Below are 21,277 nucleotides of genomic sequence, written 5' to 3'. Positions count from 1 at the left end.
CGGGGCTTCATCCCAACGCACCAGTCCTTCGCGGCCTCGTGGAACTGGGCCCTCCGACGGCTGGCTTCGCGGAGCCCGCACCTTGACCGGCAACGCGTGGCGGCCGTGTGTGACGAATTCCGGCAAGAAATGGGATTGCGTCCGTGAAGTCTGCCGCGTACGCAGGGGTTGTTCCTTTTCCTGAGTTCTGCATGGGCGTTGCAGTCGCGTTAGGCGTCGGGGGCCCATGCCTGGTCTGGCGCGGGGCGCAGGCTCGGGGCGGGGGGAACAACAAACCATCGAAACATCCACGATATGACTATCCGAAGAATGCTCCTTTGCTGGGGGACGGCGCTGGCCGTGGCGAGTGCGTCGGCGCAGGACGGGTTGCCGGGGGCTCCCGAGGAAAACGGACTGCAACCGGTGTCCACCACGGTTTACATCAACACCTCGGACATCCTGAACAACGGGCGCACCGAGAGTCTGGGCATTGCCATCACCAGCGGCGCGCATGTGGTGGTCGGTTGGGAGGACGATTCCCCGACGCCGGCGGATGCCCCGATGGATCATCTTGGGGCGACGTGGACGCTGATCGACACGCTTGGGGAATGGGTGACCCCGGAGACCGAGATTGTGGCGCGGCATCCCGACTATGCGGGAGCGACGGCGTATCGGCGGTTTCTTTCCTTTTTCCGGCCGGACGGTTCGCCGACTCCTGGGACCGGGATGTGGGGTCCGAAGATCAAGGCCAATCCATTCGGGGACGGCTTCGGCATGGGGGTGACGGGATGGGCGGTGGCGGATGAGATTCACGAACTGGAGGCGTTCGACGCGGGGCTGCGGCAGGATTCGCCGTATGTGCAGCTCCTGAACAATGCGGGGGAGCCCCTGGGGGTCCTTACGGGCGTTCCGGCGGCCTACCATCAGCGTGACGGCGGGATTCGGATCGGCGACTGGCACTACCTGGCCAACGGCAACATCGTGATTGCCGGGGAGAGCCGGCAGGATGCCGATCTGGAGGCGGTGTTCGGCGGGCCGGCACCGAACCGGCATGTCATCGTGCGGGTGGTGTCGCCAACGGGCGAGGAGGTGCGGGCGACGCAACTGGCCAGTTCGGATTCCTCGGCACGCGGGGAGATGTGGCATGGGCTGGCGGTGACCCGCAACGGGTTTGCGGTGCGGTTCTCGGACAACGGGGCGGGGGTGATCCGGCTCTTCAACAACGACGGCACGCCGGTGGGCGACAACATCAACCTGGGTGAACTCGCCGAGGAGCCCATTGCCGGGACGGGAGGTCGTGGCGATGGCGTCGGGTTCCATGGCAATGGCGAGGACGCCTATGCGGCGGTGGCCACCGGGGTCGATGCCGAGGAGCGACGTCGGGTGTGGGTGACGGTGATCAACGCGGACGGGACGCGGCGCTGGACCCGGGATGTCTCGGACGACGTGGAACTCGGGACAGTCGGGCGGTGCGACGTGGGGATCGACGGGCAGGGCCGGGTGGTGGTGGTGTACAACGGGACCTTGCTGACTGCGGATTCGCCGTCGGTGGTTTACGGGCGGTTGTTTGCGGCCGACGGTGCCCCGCTGGGCGGGACGTTCTATGTCAGCGAGCTCGAGATGCCGGATCCGGTGACACTGGTGTCGCGGAATCCGCGGGTGGCGTTCCGCAATGACACGGTGGCCGTGACCTGGGAGAGCGAGAACATCGAACCCGGCACGCGCGTCGTGGCGGCCCGGATGTTCGTGGTGCCGGTGAAGCCCGGCAGCATCGAATCGGTCGGCCTGACCCGCATTGTGCCGGACACTGTGATCATCAACCAGGATCTGGACGCGCTGGGGAATTGGGAGCCGTACGTTTCGGTGCTGGGGACCAGCACCTTCCTGGTCGAGGGGAACGCCTTCGCCCGCGACACGTCGGATCAGCAGCGGTACGTGGTGGCGTTGCAGCCGGCGGCCGGAGGGGCGATGCGGACGGTGGAAGGGTTCTATGCCGACAACGGGACGCCTTTCGCGGACGCGATCAACGCCTCGCGGCAGAACGGCAATCCCGGTCGGGTGGCGGGCGATCGACGTCCCGGTGGCGTGCATTACGTCGTTGGCGGCGAGACTTCCGTGCACACCCTGGAACCTTTCCAATCGGGCAACCGCTGGGCCGGCGGATTCGACCGGCTGGACAATGGGCGGTACGCGACCATTCAGACCTTCCGACTGGACACGGCGACACTCGAACCGACGCCGGTGACACTGGCGCTCGACTCCGCCAGCGGGCGGGTGACTTCGGGCTTCGCGCCGGGGCCCGAGATCAGCCGGTTTGGGGGTGACGTGGCCTTTTTGAGCAACGGCAATGTGTTGTCCGTCGTGGACGACCGGTCGGGGAACCTCGGCGAAGGGGCCACCATGGTGGCCACCGTCTTCACGCCCGAAGGGGCCGTGGTGAAGGAGAGCTTCGCGGTCGCGCCGGGCCAGATCTGGGCCAACGTGGCGGCCTACCAGGGCGGGTTCGCCATCCGGGCCAACGGCATGCTGCACTTCTTCGACAACGCCGGGAATTCGCAGGGCGATCCGGTGGATCAGAACACCTCGGGACACAGCTTCGATCGCGGCCGGGGCGACGGCACCCGCATCGCGGCGCACATCAACAGCCCGTATGTCTTCCTGACCGGCAAGGTGACGGATGCCCCGGTGGTGCGGGTGGCCGCCTGGGACGCCCGGGACCGGTCCTTCGTGGCCGTGGCAGATGTCAGCGAGGGCGGGTTCCGAGGTGACTTCGACCGGGCGGTGGTGGCTTCAGATGCGTTGAACCGGGTGGTGGTGTCGTGGGTGGCCCGGCCCGAGGGTTACGAGCAGAACCAGGTGGCGGCGCGGGTGCTTGAGCTGGATGGGACGGCGAAGAGCTTCCGGCCGCTGACGGCGAGCTTTCTGCCGTTCATCAACGAGTCCCAGGCGGGCGCCATCCGGACCATCCAGATGAGCGTGGCTCTGACCACCCGGCAGATCCTGGTGGCGGCCAAGGGGGAGATCAACCTGCAGAACCAGCCGGCCCAGGGGGCGAACTCGCCGCGCGAGATCAACTTCTACACCGTGATCTCGCACCCGGATCCCAAGGACGATCCCACCCCGCCCGCGGGCGGCGGGGACGTGGTGCCGCGTCTGAGCGTGACCCGTGCGGGCGGCAGCGTGACGGTGACGTCGGAGCCGCAGCCGCTGCCGGCGGGCTTCGTCCTCGAACTGGGGCCGACGGTGAACGGTCCGTGGGCGCCCCAGGTTGGAGCGAACTCGCCGGTCACGGTGCCGATCGGAACGGAGCCGGCGGTGTTTCTGCGCGCCCGTCGTTAGGCGGCCTGCTTCCTGCTGTCCGCATGTGGGCGGGACGGCTGAGATGGCTTCGAGGGACCGGATTCAATCCGGTCCCTTTTTCATATCCGCCTTGCCGCGAGCCAACGTCGGCGGATAATCCCCTGCAAATCTCGATCACCGGATCCCTCCAGCCGAAAGCCCATCGTGAAACGCCTCTTGTTCCGAATTCTCCGAAGACCTGCGAAGGTCGCCTCCTTCCCCCGCTGGGCCGTCGTGCTGGTGGCCGGTTCGCTGGCCGGGACGGCTGTGCTGAGCGCGGCGCAATCTCCGGCACCGCCTGCGGTGGCGGAGACCGCGGCGACCGCTGTGGGGCGGGCACCGCGGATCGAGTTTGCGACGCCGAACTACGATTTTGGGCGGGTGGGGGCCGGGCAGGTGGTGAAGCACGACTTCGTGTTCACGAACACCGGGAATGCGACGCTGGTGTTGACCGAGGTGCGTCCCGGATGCGGCTGCACCACCTCCGGGACCTGGGATTCGGAGGTGGAGCCGGGGAGGACCGGGCGGATTCCGATCCAGTTCAATTCGGGAGGATTCAGCGGGCGCACCTCGAAGAGCATCTCGGTGCGCTGCAATGATCCGCAGCGGCCCAGTCTGTTCCTGCAGATCTCGGCGGATGTGTGGACTCCGGTGACCCTCCAACCGGCCTCGGTGTATTTCAATCTCACGGGGGAATCGCCGACCAACCAGGTGCGGACGGTGCGGTTGGTGAGCAATCTGGACGGGCCGCTCACCCTGGAGGAGCCGGAGACCGAGAGCGCGGCCTTCCGCACCCACTTGAAGACGGTCCAACCCGGCCGGGAATACGAACTGGAAGTGACCACCGTCCTGCCCCTGCCGACCTCCTATGTTCACGCGCCCATCACCATCAAGACCTCGTCGCCGGAGGTGCCGGTGCTCACGGTACCGGCGACGGCGATGGTGCAGCCGGTGGTGACGGTGATGCCGGCGACCCTGACGTTGCCGGCCAACTGGGTGCCGGGCGGGGTGGCTCCGGCGGTGACCCTCCGCAACACCGGCAGTCAGCCGCTGGTCCTGACCGACCCGACTCTCAACGTCGAGGGGGCCACGGTTCAGGTGAACGAGTTGCAGCCGGGCCGGTTGTTCCGCCTGATGCTGCAGATCCCCGCGGGGGCGGCGTTGCGACCCGGAGAACGCTGGGAGGTGAAGGTGAAGACCAGTCACCCGAGCTACCCCGAGATCACCGTGCCGGTGGTCCAGGCGCCGCGTCCGGCCACCACCACGACCCTCCGGCCGCCCCTCCGGCCGGTGACGCCACCGCCGCCACCGCCGGGCGCTCCGCTCGGTCCGACCTACCGATGAGCGGTGACGTGGCGAGGCGCCCGGTCGGGGCCGGGTCGATGCGTGGCAACGAGGTGCGCCGGGTGCTGGCGGAGGGTCTGGCGGTCGGAGCGCTGGGGATTGGATTCGCATTGCTGGCCAATTACGGGTCGCCGAAGGGACTGGACCTGAGGCGGGACTATTTTCCTCCGGTCACCGCGGCGGTTCCGGCGACGCTGGCGGTGGCCGACGGGAGCCACGAACAGGGCAGGGGATCGGTCGGCCGGCTCGAGGCGCGATTACGGCAGCGGGGGTTGGAGTCGGCGGACCGGGAGCAGGTGCGGCAATGGTTTGAAGATCCGCGGTACCTCAGCGAGGGGATCGTGTTCCTCGATGCCCGGCGGGAAGGCGCCTACCGGGCGGGCCACATTCCCGGCGCGTATCTGTTCGATCACTATCGACCGGAACCGTACCTGCCGGAGGTCCTGCCCGCGTGCCAGTTCGCCGAGATCGTGGTGGTGTACTGCTCCGGGGGCGAGTGCGAGGACAGCGAATTTGCGGCGGTCTTGCTGCGGGAAATGGGCGTTCCCGGGGAACGATTGCGGGTGTACCTGGGCGGGATCGAGGAATGGTCGGCCCATGGATTGCCTGTGGAGACCGGACCGCGACACAGCGGGGAGCTACGATGAATGGGGAGCGGATGGGGAATGGCGGGTGGGGAATGGCGACTGGCGAATCGGGAATCCGAGTGAGGCGAGTGAGGCGTGTGCGGGAGCGAAACCGGGGATTGAAGAAGTGGTTACGGTGCCATGAGTGATGCGATGTCCATGCTGGAAGGGGGGGGCCGGAGCGGCGGTCCGGGACGAATGGCGGGTCTGACCGCGGACGGGTTGAGCGTGTCGGCGCGATGCGTGGTGGGAGGGTTGTTTGTGGCGATGGGTTTGAGCAAGGCACTGGACCCGGTGGACTTCCTGAAGCTCGTCCGGCAGTACGAACTGATCGAGGCTTCGGTGGGGCTGAACCTGATCGCGGTGGTGTTGCCGTGGTTCGAGTTGTTCTGCGGGGTGCTCCTGCTGGCCGGGGTGGCGGTGCGGGGTACGGCGGTTGTGTCCCTGGGCATGCTCATGCCGTTTTCGCTGGTGGTGTGGGATCGGGCGCGGGGCCTGCACGAATCGCTGGGCGGGCCGTTCTGCGGGATCCGTTTCGACTGCGGGTGCGGGGCGGGGGAGGTGGCCATCTGCCACAAGCTGGCGGAGAACGCGGTGCTGATGCTGTGTTCCGCCTGGCTGCTGGGTGCCGGCGGGCGGCGCTGGTGCCTGTGGCCCGCGTTGTTCCGGGGCCGGGGTTGAGACCGGGTTTCCAGGCCGTCGCCGCTCCACGGATCTCAATCTCTTCCCGGGGGATTCCTTGGGAATCGTGACATGCCGAACAGCGACAGGTCGAACCGCGGGGTCTGATCCGTCACCAGATCCGCGAGGATCTCGCCCACGACGGGGCAGAACTTGAAGCCGTGTCCGGAGAAGCCGGCGGCGACGGCGACTCTCGGCTGGCCAGGCGGGCGGTCGATCACGAAATGGAGGTCGGGGGTCAGGGTGTACATGCAGGTCATGGCCCGCACCACCGGACCGTCCAGGGCGGGCAGAAACCGGCGGAGCAGCCGCCGAAGCGGAACCTCGTCGTCCGGGCGGATCCGCCTGTCCACGGTGCCCGGAGTGCAGAACTCGACGCACGGCGAGCGGTAGAGGGCGAACTTGACGCCGCCGTCCGGTCCATCGACGGACGGGAACCCGTAGGGCAGATCGCCGTCATCGTGCTCCCAGACATAAACGGGGAACTGTTCGGGAAGGAACGGACCGATCCCGCCCGGGGGCTTGAACCAGAAGAGGACCTGGCGCTCGATCCGCAGGGGCAATCGAAGGCGCTGGAGAATATCCGGCGCCCAGGGTCCCGGGGTGACGACGAGCTGGCCCGCCTGAAACCGGTCGCGACTGGTCCGCACTTCAACCCCTCCGGCGGTGGTCTCCCAGGTGAGCACCGGACTGTTGACGCGAATCTCCGCGCCATGACGGATGGCTGCGCGGAGATGGGCGGCGACCGCGCGGTCGCAATAGACCAGACCGGCGGAGGGCTCGAACAGGGCCACGGTTCCTTCCGGCACCTGAAACAGGGGAAACCGCTTCCGGAGGTCGGCGGTCTCGAGCAGTTCATGGGGAAGGTCGAATTGCCGGGCACTTCGGAGGCTGCCGGCGACCACCTCGGAATCCGGGTTTCCCATCATCAGGCCACCCGGCAGGCACAGCAGGTTCGACTGGGTGGACTGTTCGAGTTCATGCCAAAGCTCGTAGGCGCGGAGGAGCAGCGGGACGTAGGACGGATGCTCGAAGTACGCCTGCCGGATCACCCGTGTCGCGCCGTGACTCGATCCGCGGTCGTGGGGCGGATCGTAGGCGTCGAGACCCAGGACGCGCAGGCCGCGCCGGGCCAGATGACACGCCGCCGCGCTCCCCATTCCGCCCAGCCCCAAGACGATCACATCCCATGTCGGCACCGGCAGATCGAAACGGCTCCCAGCCGGTCTGGCAATGGCGTTGCTGTCTTCCGGATCGCCACGATGGATTGGGGACTCGCGGAGCTCGTCCCTCCGAAGGGTGAAGCGGGGTGGTGAGATCGGAGGGCCGAGTTCCACGAGGCCGCAGGGGAGGGGTGCGATGGATTGAGGACTCGCGGAGCTGGTCCCTCCGAAGGGTGGCCCTCCGAAGGGTGAAGTTGGGCGGTGATCGTGCGTGGGCTTGACGGATTCCGGAACTGCGTGGTGCGCTGAAGCGGTCCTGGCTGGCGATTCGGAGGCGATCCGGACGTGGACGGGACGTCACGCATGAACCCAATCAACTTCCATCCTGCCATGTTTCGCGGTCTGCCCAGGCGCCTTTTGACAACGGTTGCCGCCGGGGTGCTGGCCTTCCTTCTGGCGGGTTGTCATTCCGTGGAGGTCACCAAGCCCAAGCGCACCATGGCCGAGCAGTTGCTGCTCAGCACGGCGGCGGACCGGTCGGTCGAGGGCGTGGATCTGTCCGTGTTGCGGGAGAAGCGCGTGTTCGTGGACGACCGGTATTTCGACAGCGTGGACAAGCCCTATGTCATCGGAACGATCCGGGAACTGATTTCGACCAACGGCGCCTACCTGGTGTCGTCGGTGGACAGGGCGGACATCGTGGTCGAACCGCGGAGCGGGGCGCTGGGGATCGACACGCGCGAGACGTTGTTTGGCGTTCCCTCGATTCCGTTTCCCATTCCGTTTGCGGGCACGGTCACGACCCCGGAGATCTCCATCTTCAAGTCCGAGAAGGCGGATTCCCTCGGGAAGTTCGCGCTGCTGGCCTATGAGCGGGAATCGGGCGACCACGTGCATTCGTCGGGTTCCATGGTGGGGGTGGCCCAGTTCCACTACTACCGGGTGTTGAGTCTCATCCACTGGCGGCAGACGGACATTCCCGAGCTGGACCCGAGGGTGTGGCGGCGGTTGCGTCAGGCCGCCCTGACCGCGGGAGGGGAGGAAGCTCCGGAATAGGTGGGGCGCAGACATCGGTCGGGGAATTGTCAAATTCAGAGATGTGACCCCGGGGCTGCTCGGTCCGGCTTGGAAGCGCCGGCTGCTGCGATAGGCTGGGCGGCATGGAACGGAGCACGAGCGGGGATGCGGGTTTTTGGGGGCGGCTGGGACTGGCCTGGAAGGTGTTGTGGGATGCGGACTGGGCGCGTCGCTTGTTGGCGCCGCCGGTGGGAGGCGGGGAGAAGGAGGAGACGCCGCCGCCGGAACGGGTTCATGCGCCGGCACTGCATCTGCTGGCGGCATTGCAGCGGGAGGGGCGTCTGGTGGATTTCCTGCAGCAGGACGTGGCGGGGTTCGGGGACGAGGAGGTGGGGGCGGCGGCGCGGGTGGTCCACAGCGGGTGTCGGAAGGTCCTGCAGCAATGCCTCGAACTGGGAACGGCGTGGCCCGGGGCGGAGGGCGAGTCGGTGCGGGTGGGTCCCGGGTTCGACGCGCAGCGGGTCCGGTTGACGGGCGAGGTGTCGGGCGGGGCGCCGTATTCCGGGGTGCTGCGGCATCACGGCTGGGTGGCCACCGCGGTGCGGTTTCCGGAGGTGAACCGGGCGCTGGATCCGCGGGTGCTGGCGCCGGCGGAGGTTGAGGTGGGGGCAAAGGGGTGAGGGCTGAACCTGCCGGCTGGTGGAAGCGGAGGTGCAGGTTGGATTTCCCATGATGCGACACGTGATCGGAATGGATCTGGGGACGACGAACGGCGCCCTGGCGGTCCGGTCGCCGGAAGCGGCGGACGGCGAAGGGCGGGTGGTGGCGATCCCGCAATTGACGGCGGTGGGGACGGTGGCGGCGAGGCCGCTGCTGCCGTCGTTCCTGTACCTGCCGGCGAAGGGGGAGTTTCCGCCCGGGGGGCTGGCCTTGCCCTGGGATGGGGAGGAACGGGAGGCGGTGGGAGAACTGGCGCGGCGGCAGGGGGTGGGGACGCCGACGCGGCTGGTGGCGTCGGCGAAGAGCTGGTTGTGTCATGCGGGGGTGGACCGAACCGGGCCGCTGCTGCCGTGGCAGGCGCCGCCGGATGTGGAGCGGGTGTCGCCGGTGGCGGCTTCGGCGCGTTACCTGCGCCACCTGGTGTCGGCGGCGCGGCATGGGGGCGATGTCGGTGGGAACTGGGACGAGGTGGAGGTGGTGCTGACCGTGCCGGCGTCGTTCGATGCGGCGGCCCGGGAACTGACGTTGCAGGCGGCCCGGGAAGCGGGGTTGGAGCGGGTGACGCTGCTCGAGGAACCGCAGGCGGCGTTGTACGCGTGGCTGGAGCGGACGGGGGATGGATTTCGGAAGGTGCTGCGCCCGGGAGACACGGTGCTGGTGGTGGACGTCGGGGGCGGGACGACGGACTTCTCGCTGATGGCGGCGACCGACCGGGAGGGGGTGCTGGAACTGACCCGGATCGCGGTGGGAGACCACATTCTGCTCGGGGGCGACAACATGGATCTGGCGCTGGCGCACGAGGTGCAGCGCGGGTTGACGGCGGCGGGGCGGAAGCTCGATGCGTGGCAGTTCACCTCGCTGACGCATGGAGCCCGGGAGGCAAAGGAGCGGCTGTTTGCGGAGGCAGGGCTTGATCGGGCGCCGATCGCCATTCCGGGGCGTGGGTCGGCGCTGATGGGGGCGACGGTGAAGGCCGAGCTGACGCGGGAGCAATTGGAGCGGACGCTGATCGAGGGTTTCTTTCCGGCGGTGCCGGTGGACGAGGGGCCGCAGACGGCACGGCGGAGCGGGTTGACACAGGTGGGCCTGCCCTACGCGCAGGACGCGGGGATCACCCGGCATCTGGCATCGTTTCTGACGCGTCAGCGGCGGGCGTTGGAGGGGGCGGCCGACACGCCGGTCCGGGTGGAGGGACGGCGATTCGTGCATCCGACCGCGGTGCTGTTCAATGGCGGGGTGTTCCGGGCAGGGGTGTTGAAGGCGCGGTTGCTGGAGGTGTTGAACGGGTGGCTGGAGGCCGACGGCGGGGCGCCGGCGAAGGAATTGGAAGGCGCCGACCTGGACCTCGCGGTGGCGCGGGGGGCCGCGTATTACGGATGGGTCCGGCAGGGGAACGGGATCCGGATCCGGGGCGGGACGGCGCGGGCGTACTACGTGGGGGTGGAGTCGCCGATGCCCGCGGTGCCGGGCTACGAGCCGCCGGTGAAGGCGTTGTGTGTGGCGCCGTTCGGGATGGAGGAAGGGACGCGGGCGGACGTGCCGCCGCAGGCGTTCGCCCTGGTGGTGGGGGAACCGACGCAATTCCGGTTCTTTGCATCGTCGGTGCGGCGTGAGGATCGGGTGGGGGATTTGATCGAGGATGCGGCGGGGGACGAGACATTCGAGGAACTGGCACCGATCGAGACGCGGCTGCCGGCGGAGCCGGGGCGGGAAGGACAGTTGGTGCCGGTGCATTTGCGGGCGGCGGTGACGGAGGTGGGCACGCTGGAGCTGGAGTGTCTGGAGGACGGAGGCGCCGGACGTTGGCGGTTCGAGTTGAACGTGCGCCTGAAGGGTGACGCGTGAGCGGCCGGACCGCGGCAACGGATGGGGCGCGGTTCGTGGTTGGGATCGACCTGGGCACCACGAACTGCGCGATGGCGTTTGCCGTTCTCGGGGCCGGGGAGGCGGCGCGGGTCGAGGACTTCGCCATTCCGCAACTGGTCGGTCCGGGGGAGGTGGCGGAGCGGGGGTTGCTGCCGTCGTGCCTGTACCTGCCCGCCGGGCCGGAACTGCCGGATGAGTCGATCCGTCTGCCTTGGGGCAATCCGCGGCGGGAGGTGATCGGGGAGTTGGCGCGGTGGCAGGGGACACGGGTGCCTGGACGGCTGGTGGCGTCGGCCAAGAGCTGGTTGTGTCATCCGGCGGTGGACCGGACGGCGGCGATTCTGCCGTGGGGGGCGGCGGCGGACGTTTCGAAGCTCTCGCCGGTGGAGGCTTCGGCGCGGTTGCTGGGTCACCTGGGGGCGGGCTGGGAGGCGGCGCATCCGGAGGCGCCGTTGGGGCGGCAGGATGTGGTACTGACCGTGCCGGCGTCGTTCGACGAGGCGGCGCGGGCGCTGACGGTGGCGGCGGCGCGGCAGGCCGGGTTGGAGCGGTTGACCCTGGTCGAGGAACCGCAGGCGGCCTTCGGGCATTTCGCGGGGCGGCATCGGGGCCGGATGGCGGGGATACTGGAGGGGGTGCGCCTGGTGCTGGTGGTGGATGTGGGCGGGGGCACGACGGACTTCACGCTGGTCCAGGTGGCCTGGCCGGTCGGAGAGGGGGAACCGGGACTGCGCCGGGTGGCGGTGGGGGACCACCTGATGCTGGGTGGGGACAACATGGACGCCGCGCTGGGAAGGCATGTGGAGGCGCGGTTGACGGCCGGAGGGCGGGCGTTGAGCGCGGGGCAGTGGGGTCAGTTGGTGCAGGCCTCGCGGGCGGCCAAGGAGGCGTTGCTGGGGGAAGGGGCCGCCGGGAGCCAGCGGGTCGCGGTGGCGGGCGAGGGCAGCCGGTTGGTGGGAGGCACCCTGGCGACCGAGGTCCGACGGGACGAGGTGGAGGGGCTGTTGCTGGACGGTTTCTTTCCGCATTGCCGGCCGGGGGAAGGGTTGGCGCCGGGGCCGCGGATGGGGTTGCGGGAAGTGGGGCTGCCGTATGCCCGGGAGGCCGGCATCACGCGGCACCTGGCGGCGTTTCTGGCAGCGCACGCCGGGGACGGGTGGCGGGCGTTGGGGGAGCCGGCCGCTGGGGCGGGAAGAGCCGATGGGACGCTGCCGCGCCCGGATGCAATCCTGTTGAACGGGGGTGTCTTCCGGTCGGCCCGGATGGCGGCGCGACTGGTGGAGGTGGTGTCCTCGTGGTGGCCCGAGGCGCCTCCGATCCGGTTGCTGGAACACGATTCGCTGGATGCGGCGGTGGCGCGGGGAGCGGTGCGGCACGGGCTGGCGCGGCGCGGTTGGGGACCGCGAATCGGGGGCGGGACGGCGCATGCGTTTTTTGTGGGATTGGGAACCGGGGGGGAAGGGCCGCCCGAGGCGTTGTGCGTGATTCCGCGGGGACAGGAGGAAGGGACCGTGGTGGACCTGGGGGAGCGGGTCTTCCAGTTGACCCTGGGGCGGCCGGTACGATTTCCGCTGTTCACCTCGACTTCGGAAGGGGCGGAGGCGGCGGGAACGGTGGTGCCGGTGGGGGAGGCGTTGAGGTCGTTGCCGCCGATTCACACGTTGATCGAGAGCCGGCAGGGGCGGACGGGCCGGGTGCCGGTGCATTTGCAGGCTGGGTTGACGGAGATCGGGACGCTGGAGTTGTGGTGTGTGGCGGAGGAGGGCGGCGAGCGGTGGCGGCTCGAATTCGAGGTGCGCAGCGGGGCGGCGCCGGAGGAAGGGACGGCGATCGAGTCGGTGCCGGTCCGGCTGGCAGAGGCGCGGGAAGAGATCGACAGGGTGTTTGGGGCAGGAGGGAAAGGGCGCGGAAGGGGGGACGGAGGGGCTGCAGCGGTGCCGGCGAAAGCGTTGTGGGGCGCACTTGAGAGGCGGTTGGGACCGCGCGCGGAGTGGCGGTTGCCGGCGCTTCGGGAGTTGTGGGGGGCGCTGCACGCGGGGGCCGGGCGGCGGAGGCGGAGCGCGGATCACGAGCGGACGTATTGGCAGTTGCTGGGATACGCCCTGCGGCCGGGATTCGGGTATCCGCTGGACGAGTGGCGTTGCGAGCAGTCGGCGCGGCTGTTCGCGGAAGGCGTGCAGGCCGGTGGCGAAAAGGCGGTCTGGATCGAGTGGTGGGTGATGTGGCGTCGGCTGGCGGCGGGATTGAGCACGGAGCGGCAGTTGGAGATCTGGGCGGGGTTGAAGCCGCACCTTGCCTACCGGCTCTCGGCACGGGTTCGCAAGCAGGTGGCGCGACCGAAGGGCCCGCAGCCCGAGGGGCTCCATGAGATGGTCCGGCTGGCGGCGGCGCTCGAGCAGTTGCCCGCGGAGGAGAAGGCCGAGTGCGGCGGTTGGGTGGCGGCCCACCTCGATGAGCCCGCGGGTGCGGGAGGTCCCTGGGCCTGGGTGCTGGGCCGGTTGGGGGCGCGAATGCCGGTCAGGGGCAGCGTGCACCGGGTGGTGCCGCCGGAGATCGCGGTCGAATGGATCCTCCGGCTGATCGACGGGCGCGAACGTCCGGTGGAGGGGGCCTTGTTTGCTGCGGTGCAACTTGCCCGGCGAACCGGGGACCGGGCGCGGGATGTGGACGACGGGATCCGGGCAAGGGTCCTGGCGCTGCTGGAAGCGAACCAGGCGCCGCCGTCGTGGCGACGCCTGGTGGCGGAAGTGGCGGAGTTGGAGCGGGCGGACGCCGCGCGGGCGTTGGGCGATACCCTGCCGCTGGGGTTGGAGGCCTGAGAGCCTGTCTGAAATCCAGTTTTCAGAAAGGCTCTGAGCCGGGGAGATGCGTCACCGGCTGGCGGCGGCGGCCTGGGCTCCGGCGCGGCGTTCCTTGTCGGTGAGGGTGCGCAGGAACGCCACCAGCGAGCCCACCTGCTCCTCGGAGAGTTCGAGGCCGAGCTGGTGCCACCCCATCTTGCGGACCGATTCCTCGAGCGTGGCGATCTGGCCCTTGTGAAAGTAGGGGTGGGTCAATTCGATGTTCCGGAGCATGGGGACCTTGAAACGGTACTCGTCGTCCTCTTCCTGGGTGACGTCGAACCGTCCCTTGTCGTCGGTGGGGAACGAATGGATGAGGCCGACCTTCATGAACGACTGGCCGCCGAGGACGGGCCCGTAATGACACGTCGTGCAGCCCAGGGTGAGGAAGTCATCGAGACCGCGCCGTTCCACCGCCGTCAGGGCCTGGTCGTCGCCGTTGAGGAAATCGTCGAAGCGGTCGCGCGTGACGAGGGTGCGCTCGAAGGCGGCGATGGCGCGGGCGACGTTCCCGTAGGAGAGGGACGATTCGACGCCGGGAAAGGCCTGGGCGAACGCCTCCACATAGTGCGGCTTCGATTGCAGACGTTCGATGACGACCGCCTCGCTCGGCATGGCCATTTCGATGGGGTTGAGAACGGGGCCCTTGGCCTGTTCCACCAGGTCCTCGGCCCGGCCGTCCCAGAACTGGACGAACTGGAATCCGGCGTTGAGGACCGTGGGGGAATTGCGACCGCCCCGCTTGCCGAACGCTCCCGGGGAGGTGGCTTCATTGTCCACTCCGCCACGGAACTCATCCACGCGGTGGCAGGTGTTGCAGGACTGGGTGCGGTTCTCGGAGAGCGCCGTCTCGAAGTAGAGCTTCCGGCCCAGTTCGATCCGGGCCGGGGTGTCGTCTTCCGCCCCCGGCATGCGGTCCGGGATGGGGGCCAGGAAATCGAGGGCCCGCGCCCGAAGTTCCTTGGGATCAAGGGAATGCCCGGCCTGGACGAACGGGACGGCGAGCAGCAGGACGAGCGATCCGACGGTCAGGCGGAAACCGGTGTGGGGACTGAAACGGCAGAATGCCTGTGATAAGGTACGCTTCATATAACGTGGCCTCAGCATAAGATGACTGCACGCATCTGGCAAGGGAAGGTTGGCCGTCTGCGGCGTGGGATGTCCCTGGCTCTGTCTGGAACCGGGCCGATTGCGGACGGTCGAGGACGGAGATCGGGGCGGGGTCGGCGCCCTGATGGGGACGCATTTGAACTCATGACCGTCCGCCCATGGCGATCGTCGGCCCTTGGTTCAATGACCTGGCGCGAATTGATTCCATTGCCGGACGGGGGGGTAGGTTGTCGACATGCAGTGCATCCGGGCGTTCCAAAAGGTGCCCATCAAAGAAGCCGCAACGGTGTGGAGCGATGGGTTGAGGACTCGCAGAGCTCGTCCCTCCGATTCGCTGCCTCCTCACCCATGACTACGGGATGCACGGGGGGCGTTGACGTCGGATGAATTGGTGTTTCGCCCGGCCGGGGCGGGGGTCTAGGGTGTCGGGCCTACTGCGGCATGGTCGAACTCGAGGCACTTGGGTGGGATGGGGAGTGGGAACGGGCGTTTGCGGCATTGGGGGATCGGGGCTGGGCACCGGGGCGGGTGGCGTTGGAGGACAAGCAGGCCTTTGTGGCGGTGACGGCCGAAGGGGAGGTGCGGACGCGCCTGGCGGGACGGTTGCTGAAGGACCGGTCGCGGCCGGAGACGTTGCCGAAGGTGGGGGACTGGGTGGCGTTGAGCCGGAAGGCGGGGGACACGCGATCGGTGGTGCAGGAGGTCCTGCCGCGGCGGACATTCCTGGCGAGGAAGGTTCCGGGGCGCGAGACGGCACCGCAGGTGCTGGCGGCGAACATGGATGTGGTGTTCGTGGTGCAGTCGCTGGATGCGACCTTCAATCTGCGGCGGCTGGAGCGGTTCCTGGTGATGGTGCATGAGGGGGGGGCGCGTGGGGTGGTGGTATTGAACAAGGCCGATCTGGCGGAGGCGGTCGAAGACCGGTTGGCGGAGGTGCGGGCGACGGTGGGAGCCACGCCGGTGCTGGTGGTCAGCGCCCGGACGCGGCGCGGGCTGGGGGAATTGCGGAAGCACGTGGCGCCCGGGCGGACGGCGGTGTTCGTGGGGACCTCGGGGGTTGGGAAATCGAGCCTGATCAACCGGCTTCACGGGGAAGCCATCCAGCCGACGCTCGAGGTGCGGGCATGGGACGGGAAGGGACGGCATTCGACGACCTGGCGCGAATTGATCCTGTTGCCGGACGGGGGGCTGGTGATCGACACGCCGGGGATGCGGGAGTTCCACATGTGGACGGCGGAGGGGGGCCTGGACGAGGCGTTTCCCGACATTGCGGAGCTGGCGCTGGGATGCCATTTCCGGGCCTGCTCGCATACCTCGGAGGCGCGGTGCGCGGTGCGGGTGGCGCTTGGGGAGGGGCGGTTGTCGGAGGCCCGATTCGCCAGCTTCCGGAAGCTGCAACGGGAACTGGCTGATCTGGCGACCGAACGGCGGGACCGCACGTATGTGTTGCGGCGGCGGGCGGGCCGGATCCGGCGCGGGGGGGAAGAAGGGGGGGCGGAGTTCGTCCGTCCGGATGGAGCGGATGAGTGAACCCGGAGGGCCGAGCGGATCACCGGGAGGCTGGCATCGCTCCCATCGATCCATCCGGGAGGCGGATCTCCATCCCTTCGCGGGCGGCATCGACGATCATGGCGGAGCCAAGGGCCATTGCCTGGCTGCGCGCCGCGGAGAGGATTCCATCCAGTTGCCCGTCGTCGCGGTCCGGATCGTGGTGGAAGAGGACCAGGCGGCGGACGCCGGCCTGCGCGGCGAGGGCGACGACGGCATCGACGCAACTGTGTCCCCAACCGATGCGCCCGGCGTATTCTTCGGCCGTGTATTGCGCATCGTGGATCAGGACATCGACACCCTGAATCAACTGTTCCATGACGGGCCTGGGGGCGCCGGCGCGTTCCCCGCGGGCGCGGCGCAACGAACTCCGACGGCGGGGCGCCCCGGGACCCACCTCATGATCGGGCACGTACGCCACGGAGCCCGTCCGGGTGTCGAGTCGAAACCCGACGCCTCCGCCCGGGTGGTTCAGCGGTGCCGCCCGGGCCCGAACCGAACCGAGACGGAAGGCAAACCCATCGAGTTCCTCGACGGTGATGTTGCCGGGCATCTCCCGCAGGGCGACCGGGAAGTACGGCGTCTCGACCGCAGCGGCGACCGTGCGCTTCAGTCCCTCATGGGATCCCCGCCATCCCAGAATCCGGATCCGGTGGCGCGCCTCGTAAGCGGGGCCGAAGAAGGGGAATCCCTGGATATGATCCCAGTGGGTGTGACTCACGAGAATCCAGAGGCGGGCGCCCCGTCCGGCGAATTCCCGGTTCAACTCCTTGCCCAATTCCCGGATCCCGGTTCCGGCGTCGAGGACGACGATTTCCCGTTCGGAGCGGACCTCGACGCAGGCGGTGTTGCCGCCGTACCAGACGGTGCTGGGGCCGGGCACGGCGACGGAACCCCGCACCCCCCAGAATCGGATGGAAAGACCGCCGGCACCGGAGTCGGCAGCGGGGAGGTGACGGGAGGCGTCCATGCCGGGCGGAGCCGTCTCTAGGCGACGGGCTCCGGTTTGGAAAGGATCAATTCGGGGTGACACCGACCGCCGGGTGCATTTTGGAGTTTTGGGTGAGCTGCGAACTTCGCCAGGCATCCCTTCGGAGGGCCAGGTTCCACGAGACCGCAAGGGGGTGGTGCTTTGGATTGTGGACTCGCGGAGCTCGTCCCTCCGAAGGGTGAGGCACCGTGGTGAAATCGGAGGGCCGAGCTCTGCGAGGCCGCAGGGGAGTGGAGCGGTGGATTGAGGACTCGCGGAGTTCGTCCCTCCGAAGGGTGAGGCGCCATGGTGAAATCGGAGGGCCGAGCTCTGCGAGGCCGCAGGGGAATGGTGCGGTGGATTGAGGACTCGCGGAGCTCGTCCCTCCGATTGACGGCCTCCTCACCTGCAACTCCGGGATGCACCGGGCGACCGTCGGCAGCCCATCGGAAGCTTGCTTAGCGGGGGGCGATCCCTATCGTCTCCGCAGCCCGAAGGGGCTTCGGTTCCCAATGAAGAACACCAAGCAGCGAATCACTTTGGCGGCGGCGACACTGTTTGCGGGTGCCGGGATGTCCGGTGCGATCGGACAGGAGATGGGACAGGCCGAACCCATGCCGGTTCCCCAGGCCCCGGATGAGGGCGGCGCGGGAGCTCCGGCTCCGAAGCCGAAGTGGGAGACGACGGCAGGGATTGGGGTGAGCGTCACGGACGGGAACAGCGACACGCTCCTGTTCACCGCGAATGTGTCGACCCTGCGCAAGTGGAACCGCAACGAGTTCATGGCCGGGGTGGACGGCGGGTACGGCGAGAATGACGGCACTCAGAATGTGGGGTACGTGAAGGGCTTCGGTCAGTACAACTACCTGGTGACCGACCGGTGGTTCGGATTTGTTCGCGCCGAGGCGCTGCATGATTCCATCGCCGACATCCGTTATCGCATTCCGGTTTCGGTGGGTGCCGGTTACTACTTCATCAAGAACGACCGCACCACGCTGAGTGCCGAGGTGGGTCCGGGCTATGTGATGGAGAAGGTTGGCGATGACACGCGGGATTACGCCACCATCCGCTTCGGGCAGAAGTTCAGCCATAAATTCAGCGACCGGGCGCGGTTGTGGCAGTCCTTCGAGTATCAGCCGAAGATCACCGACTGGGGCAGCTACTTTCTGACCGGGGAGGTGGGTGTGGAGGCGGACATCACCCGGCAGATGGCCCTTCGTGTGGTCCTGCAGGACTGGTATGTGAGCGAGGCGGCTCCGGGCAGGGAAAACAACGACCTCAAACTCATTGCCGGGATCCAGTACAAGTTCCAGTAGGCCCGCCTGCGGGTGCCGTGTTCCGAATACACTCACGGGCGCCCTGTCTCCCGCGGGTCCGTCCGTCACGGAAATTGTCCAGCCCATCCACCCATCGCGAAGCATGAGCCCATTCCGTTGCCTTTCCGGTGTGAGTTGGATTGCGTTGACAGTCGTGGCCCTGGGTGTGTCGGGGTGCCGCTCCTCCTATTATGCGGCCTGGGAGAAACTGGGGTATCACAAGAGGGACATCCTCAAGGAGAGGGTGGTCGAGGCGCGCAACGAGCAGGCGGCGGCCAGCGATCAGTTCAAGGATGCCCTGACCAAGCTCAGGGAGGTGTACTCCTTCGAGGGGGGCAGTCTCGACCGGTCGTACCGCCAGTTGCAGGCGGAGTTCGACAAGGCCCAGGCCCGGGCGGAGGCGGTGCGCCGGCGGATCCGGTCGATGGAGACGGTGGCGGGGGACCTCTTCAAGGAGTGGGAACGGGAGATTGGCGAGATCGGCAACCCGTCGATGGCGGCGTCCAGCCGGAGCCAGCTTGAGCAGACCCGGGCCCGGTATTCCGAGATGAGTGCGGCCCTTGTCAGGGCCGAGGCGAGCATGGCACCGGTCCTGGCCCAGTTCCGGGATTACACGCTTTTTCTGAAGCACAATCTCAACGCCCAGGCCATCGCCTCCCTGAAGGGCGAGGCACTCAGCATCGAGACGGAGATCGCCGCGCTGATTGCCGAGATGAATGCCTCGATCGAGCGGGCGGACGCCTTTGTTCGCGAGTTTCAGTAGGCGGTGGGGGTTTTCGAGGATGGGTGGTGGACCGGACTCGCCATCCGGCGGCACTTGGCTCGGCGGCAACGGGTTCAGCGGTGAACGAGGTGCCGGAGCCATTCCTCTCCACGCGCCGTCAGCACCCAGGCTTGTCCCCTCTTGAAGATCAGTTGCCGGCATCGATGCTGCAGGGCCTCGGACTCGTTGACCCGCAGGAGCCGGTTGGACACCGGGCCTTCGATCTCACTGCGGGCGCGGGGAGTCAGTCGGAAGGGCACCCCGTTGTAATTGAGCGAGGCCTCGTAGGCGACGATGCCCTCGGCCTCGGCGGCGGGATTGCGGCGGATGAGCATGGGGTATCGTCGAAGCCATGGGAAATCGGTGGCGGCGAGCAGGACCCGGCAATACTCGGCCTGGTTCCGCACGTGCGCCAGCAGGCTGAAGGAAGCGCCTTCCCTTCGCTGGGCCAGAAGGATGGCGGCGGGATCGAGCCCCACCAGATTGCGGCCGTTCCAGGGGCCATGGTCATTGCGCGAGCCGGGGGAATGCTTCTGGAGATACTCCGCAAAGCCGTCGTTGACGAAGAGATTGATTTCGAAGTGCAGGTGGGCCCGGTCGCGGGCGATGGGCGTGGCGGTGTTGGCGGTCCGGCCCATGATCCCCAGCACCTGACCGGCGGCGACCTGCATTCCCGGGGCCAGTTCAGGACGAACGTCACGCAGGTGGGCGTACAGCGTGAACACTTCCAGGCCCTCGATGCGATGGGCGACCACCACGTAGATGCCGTAGTTGGACAGGGACGCCTGACGGCTGATGTACGCAATTCGGCCGGGGGCGGAGGCCCGGACTTCGTCCAGGGGTTCGCCGCGTCGGTCGCGCTGGACGAACAGGATGTCGATTCCCTCGTGCATCTGCATCCCTTCCGACCGCACGCAACCAAATCCCCCCGCCGTCCAGGTGCGACCGGGAGTCGGAGCGTAGAAGCGGGGTTCGCCTCCCGGTTCGAAGATGGCCCGGTTGTCGGTGGGCAGGCGGAACGGTCGATCCAGCGCCGTGTCGGCCCCTCCGTCCAGGGGCAACACGAGGAGGACGGCGACGATGAGACCTGTCAGGGTGCCGGAGGCGCGGGGCGGCATGGATTCGGGGCGCCGGGGGAACGGGGAGGCGTGGGTTGCGTCGGGGAGCATCCCGGCATGGCGAAGCGGGTGTGCCAGTAGGGGAGGACTAGTTCAACCATCGCTTGCGGCGCTTCTCGATCGCCTCGTTGAGGCCGCGAACGAGACGTTCCATCTCCTCCCGGCTGGCGTCCGGAGTGAAGGCCAGCGATCCGTCGCTGATCCGCTGACGGATGACGGGGGCGGCGAGCCAGCGGGACTCGCCATCGATGTCGGTAACGATGAGGAGGTGGCGGCCGGCCGCCGCGGAGCTGTAGCTTTCGAGGATGCGGGCCCCGATCCGGTTGAATCGCAACTGCACCCGGAACAAACCGCCCTCCTCGAGGAGCGCGGCGCGATCGATGTGGACTTCGTTGAGGATGGGCAGCTTCTCGACCGTGAAATGCATGGGATCCGAGCGGCCCACCTGGACGGGCAGGGTTCGCTCCGGGAGGTCATGTCGGTTCTCGACATGGACCCGGACCTGATTGACCGGTTTGGGCTTCCTGCCTTTCGACTCGGCGGACGGCGGGTTGGGGCGACTCGCCGCGGTCGCCGTTGGGGCGGCAAGGAGCGTTCCTGCCAGAAGGAGGGGGAGGCAGTTCAGGGCGAGATTCATGATCGAAGGGCCAGCGAAGCGGACAATGGCGGGCGTTGTAAAGACCGATGTCAGGCAATCGCGCACCCTCGGTGCGTCCAGGAGTTGTGGGTGAGGAGGCCGCGAATCGGAGGGACGAGCTCCGCGAGTCCACAAGCCAACGCTCCACACGATTGCGGCCTCGTGGAACCCGGCCCTCCGAGGCGACGCATCGCGACGTTCGCACCTCTCCCCACGACCCCGGGATGCAGGGTGAACGAT

The 21,277-nt window shown here is 68.1% G+C and carries 16 protein-coding genes; 11 read left to right on the top strand and 5 right to left on the bottom strand.

Features of this window, described 5'->3' with window-relative positions; translation table 11 throughout:
* The first annotated feature begins 294 nt into the window (after nt 1–294).
* The 4 genes from KF833_14375 (at nt 295) to KF833_14360 (ending at nt 5,969) form a co-directional block, all read left to right on the top strand.
* On the top strand, nt 295–3,318 hold the full coding sequence (locus KF833_14375; GenBank protein MBX3746490.1) for a hypothetical protein: 3,024 nt from the start codon (nt 295–297) through the stop codon (nt 3,316–3,318).
* A 165-nt stretch (nt 3,319–3,483) separates the two neighbouring features.
* The gene (locus KF833_14370; GenBank protein ID MBX3746489.1) at nt 3,484–4,662 is read left to right on the top strand and encodes a DUF1573 domain-containing protein; all 1,179 of its coding nucleotides are present in this window, start codon (nt 3,484–3,486) and stop codon (nt 4,660–4,662) included.
* Nucleotides 4,659–5,309 carry a hypothetical protein gene (locus KF833_14365; protein MBX3746488.1) on the top strand — a complete coding sequence of 217 codons (651 nt, stop codon included), beginning with the start codon at nt 4,659–4,661 and terminating at the stop codon, nt 5,307–5,309. The genes KF833_14370 and KF833_14365 overlap by 4 nt, the downstream gene beginning before the upstream one ends.
* A 132-nt stretch (nt 5,310–5,441) precedes the next feature.
* Complete coding sequence (locus KF833_14360) at nt 5,442–5,969, top strand: DoxX family membrane protein (protein MBX3746487.1); 528 nt, start codon at nt 5,442–5,444, stop codon at nt 5,967–5,969.
* 35 nt (nt 5,970–6,004) lie between these two features.
* Here the strand turns inward: KF833_14360 and solA are convergent, their stop codons facing one another.
* Nucleotides 6,005–7,168, bottom strand: a complete 1,164-nt coding sequence (gene solA / locus KF833_14355) for an N-methyl-L-tryptophan oxidase (GenBank protein MBX3746486.1) — start codon at nt 7,166–7,168, stop codon at nt 6,005–6,007.
* 381 nt (nt 7,169–7,549) lie between these two features.
* Between solA and KF833_14350 the strand changes: the two genes are divergently transcribed.
* From KF833_14350 to KF833_14335, 4 genes are all read left to right on the top strand, one after another.
* On the top strand, nt 7,550–8,188 hold the full coding sequence (locus KF833_14350; protein ID MBX3746485.1) for a hypothetical protein: 639 nt from the start codon (nt 7,550–7,552) through the stop codon (nt 8,186–8,188).
* 104 nt (nt 8,189–8,292) lie between these two features.
* A complete protein-coding gene (locus KF833_14345; protein ID MBX3746484.1) occupies nt 8,293–8,829 on the top strand; it encodes a DUF2760 domain-containing protein in 537 nt (178 codons plus the stop codon).
* A gap of 49 nt (nt 8,830–8,878) precedes the next feature.
* Complete coding sequence (locus tag KF833_14340) at nt 8,879–10,714, top strand: Hsp70 family protein (protein ID MBX3746483.1); 1,836 nt, start codon at nt 8,879–8,881, stop codon at nt 10,712–10,714.
* 71 nt (nt 10,715–10,785) lie between these two features.
* On the top strand, nt 10,786–13,554 hold the full coding sequence (locus KF833_14335) for a hsp70 family protein (protein MBX3746482.1): 2,769 nt from the start codon (nt 10,786–10,788) through the stop codon (nt 13,552–13,554).
* A gap of 51 nt (nt 13,555–13,605) precedes the next feature.
* Here KF833_14335 and KF833_14330 read toward each other — a convergent pair whose 3' ends face one another.
* The gene (locus KF833_14330; protein ID MBX3746481.1) at nt 13,606–14,664 is read right to left on the bottom strand and encodes a c-type cytochrome; all 1,059 of its coding nucleotides are present in this window, start codon (nt 14,662–14,664) and stop codon (nt 13,606–13,608) included.
* Between the two features lie 462 nt (nt 14,665–15,126).
* Between KF833_14330 and rsgA the strand changes: the two genes are divergently transcribed.
* The gene (gene rsgA, locus KF833_14325) at nt 15,127–16,215 is read left to right on the top strand and encodes a ribosome small subunit-dependent GTPase A (protein ID MBX3746480.1); all 1,089 of its coding nucleotides are present in this window, start codon (nt 15,127–15,129) and stop codon (nt 16,213–16,215) included.
* A gap of 19 nt (nt 16,216–16,234) precedes the next feature.
* On the opposite strand, the gene KF833_14320 is transcribed toward rsgA, so the two are convergent.
* Nucleotides 16,235–17,203, bottom strand: coding sequence for an MBL fold metallo-hydrolase (locus KF833_14320; GenBank protein MBX3746479.1), 969 nt, complete (start codon nt 17,201–17,203; stop codon nt 16,235–16,237).
* Nucleotides 17,204–17,715: 512 nt separating this feature from the next.
* On the opposite strand from KF833_14320, the gene KF833_14315 reads away from it, so the two are divergent.
* Together KF833_14315 and KF833_14310 are read left to right on the top strand one after the other, a co-directional pair.
* A complete protein-coding gene (locus KF833_14315) occupies nt 17,716–18,519 on the top strand; it encodes a DUF481 domain-containing protein (GenBank protein ID MBX3746478.1) in 804 nt (267 codons plus the stop codon).
* Nucleotides 18,520–18,622: 103 nt separating this feature from the next.
* Nucleotides 18,623–19,282 (top strand): DUF2959 domain-containing protein, encoded by a 660-nt coding sequence (locus tag KF833_14310; protein MBX3746477.1) that lies wholly within the window; start codon nt 18,623–18,625, stop codon nt 19,280–19,282.
* 74 nt (nt 19,283–19,356) lie between these two features.
* Here KF833_14310 and KF833_14305 read toward each other — a convergent pair whose 3' ends face one another.
* Together KF833_14305 and KF833_14300 are read right to left on the bottom strand one after the other, a co-directional pair.
* Nucleotides 19,357–20,451 carry a M23 family metallopeptidase gene (locus KF833_14305; GenBank protein ID MBX3746476.1) on the bottom strand — a complete coding sequence of 365 codons (1,095 nt, stop codon included), beginning with the start codon at nt 20,449–20,451 and terminating at the stop codon, nt 19,357–19,359.
* Between the two features lie 37 nt (nt 20,452–20,488).
* Nucleotides 20,489–21,037, bottom strand: coding sequence for a hypothetical protein (locus KF833_14300; protein MBX3746475.1), 549 nt, complete (start codon nt 21,035–21,037; stop codon nt 20,489–20,491).
* Nucleotides 21,038–21,277 lie beyond the last annotated feature (240 nt).

The sequence above is a fragment of the Verrucomicrobiia bacterium genome (genome assembly GCA_019634625.1).
GTDB lineage: Bacteria > Verrucomicrobiota > Verrucomicrobiia > Limisphaerales > CAIMTB01 > CAIMTB01.
The sequence above is the reverse complement of the archived record's forward strand: the minus strand, read 5'-3'. Positions and strand labels throughout refer to the sequence as shown.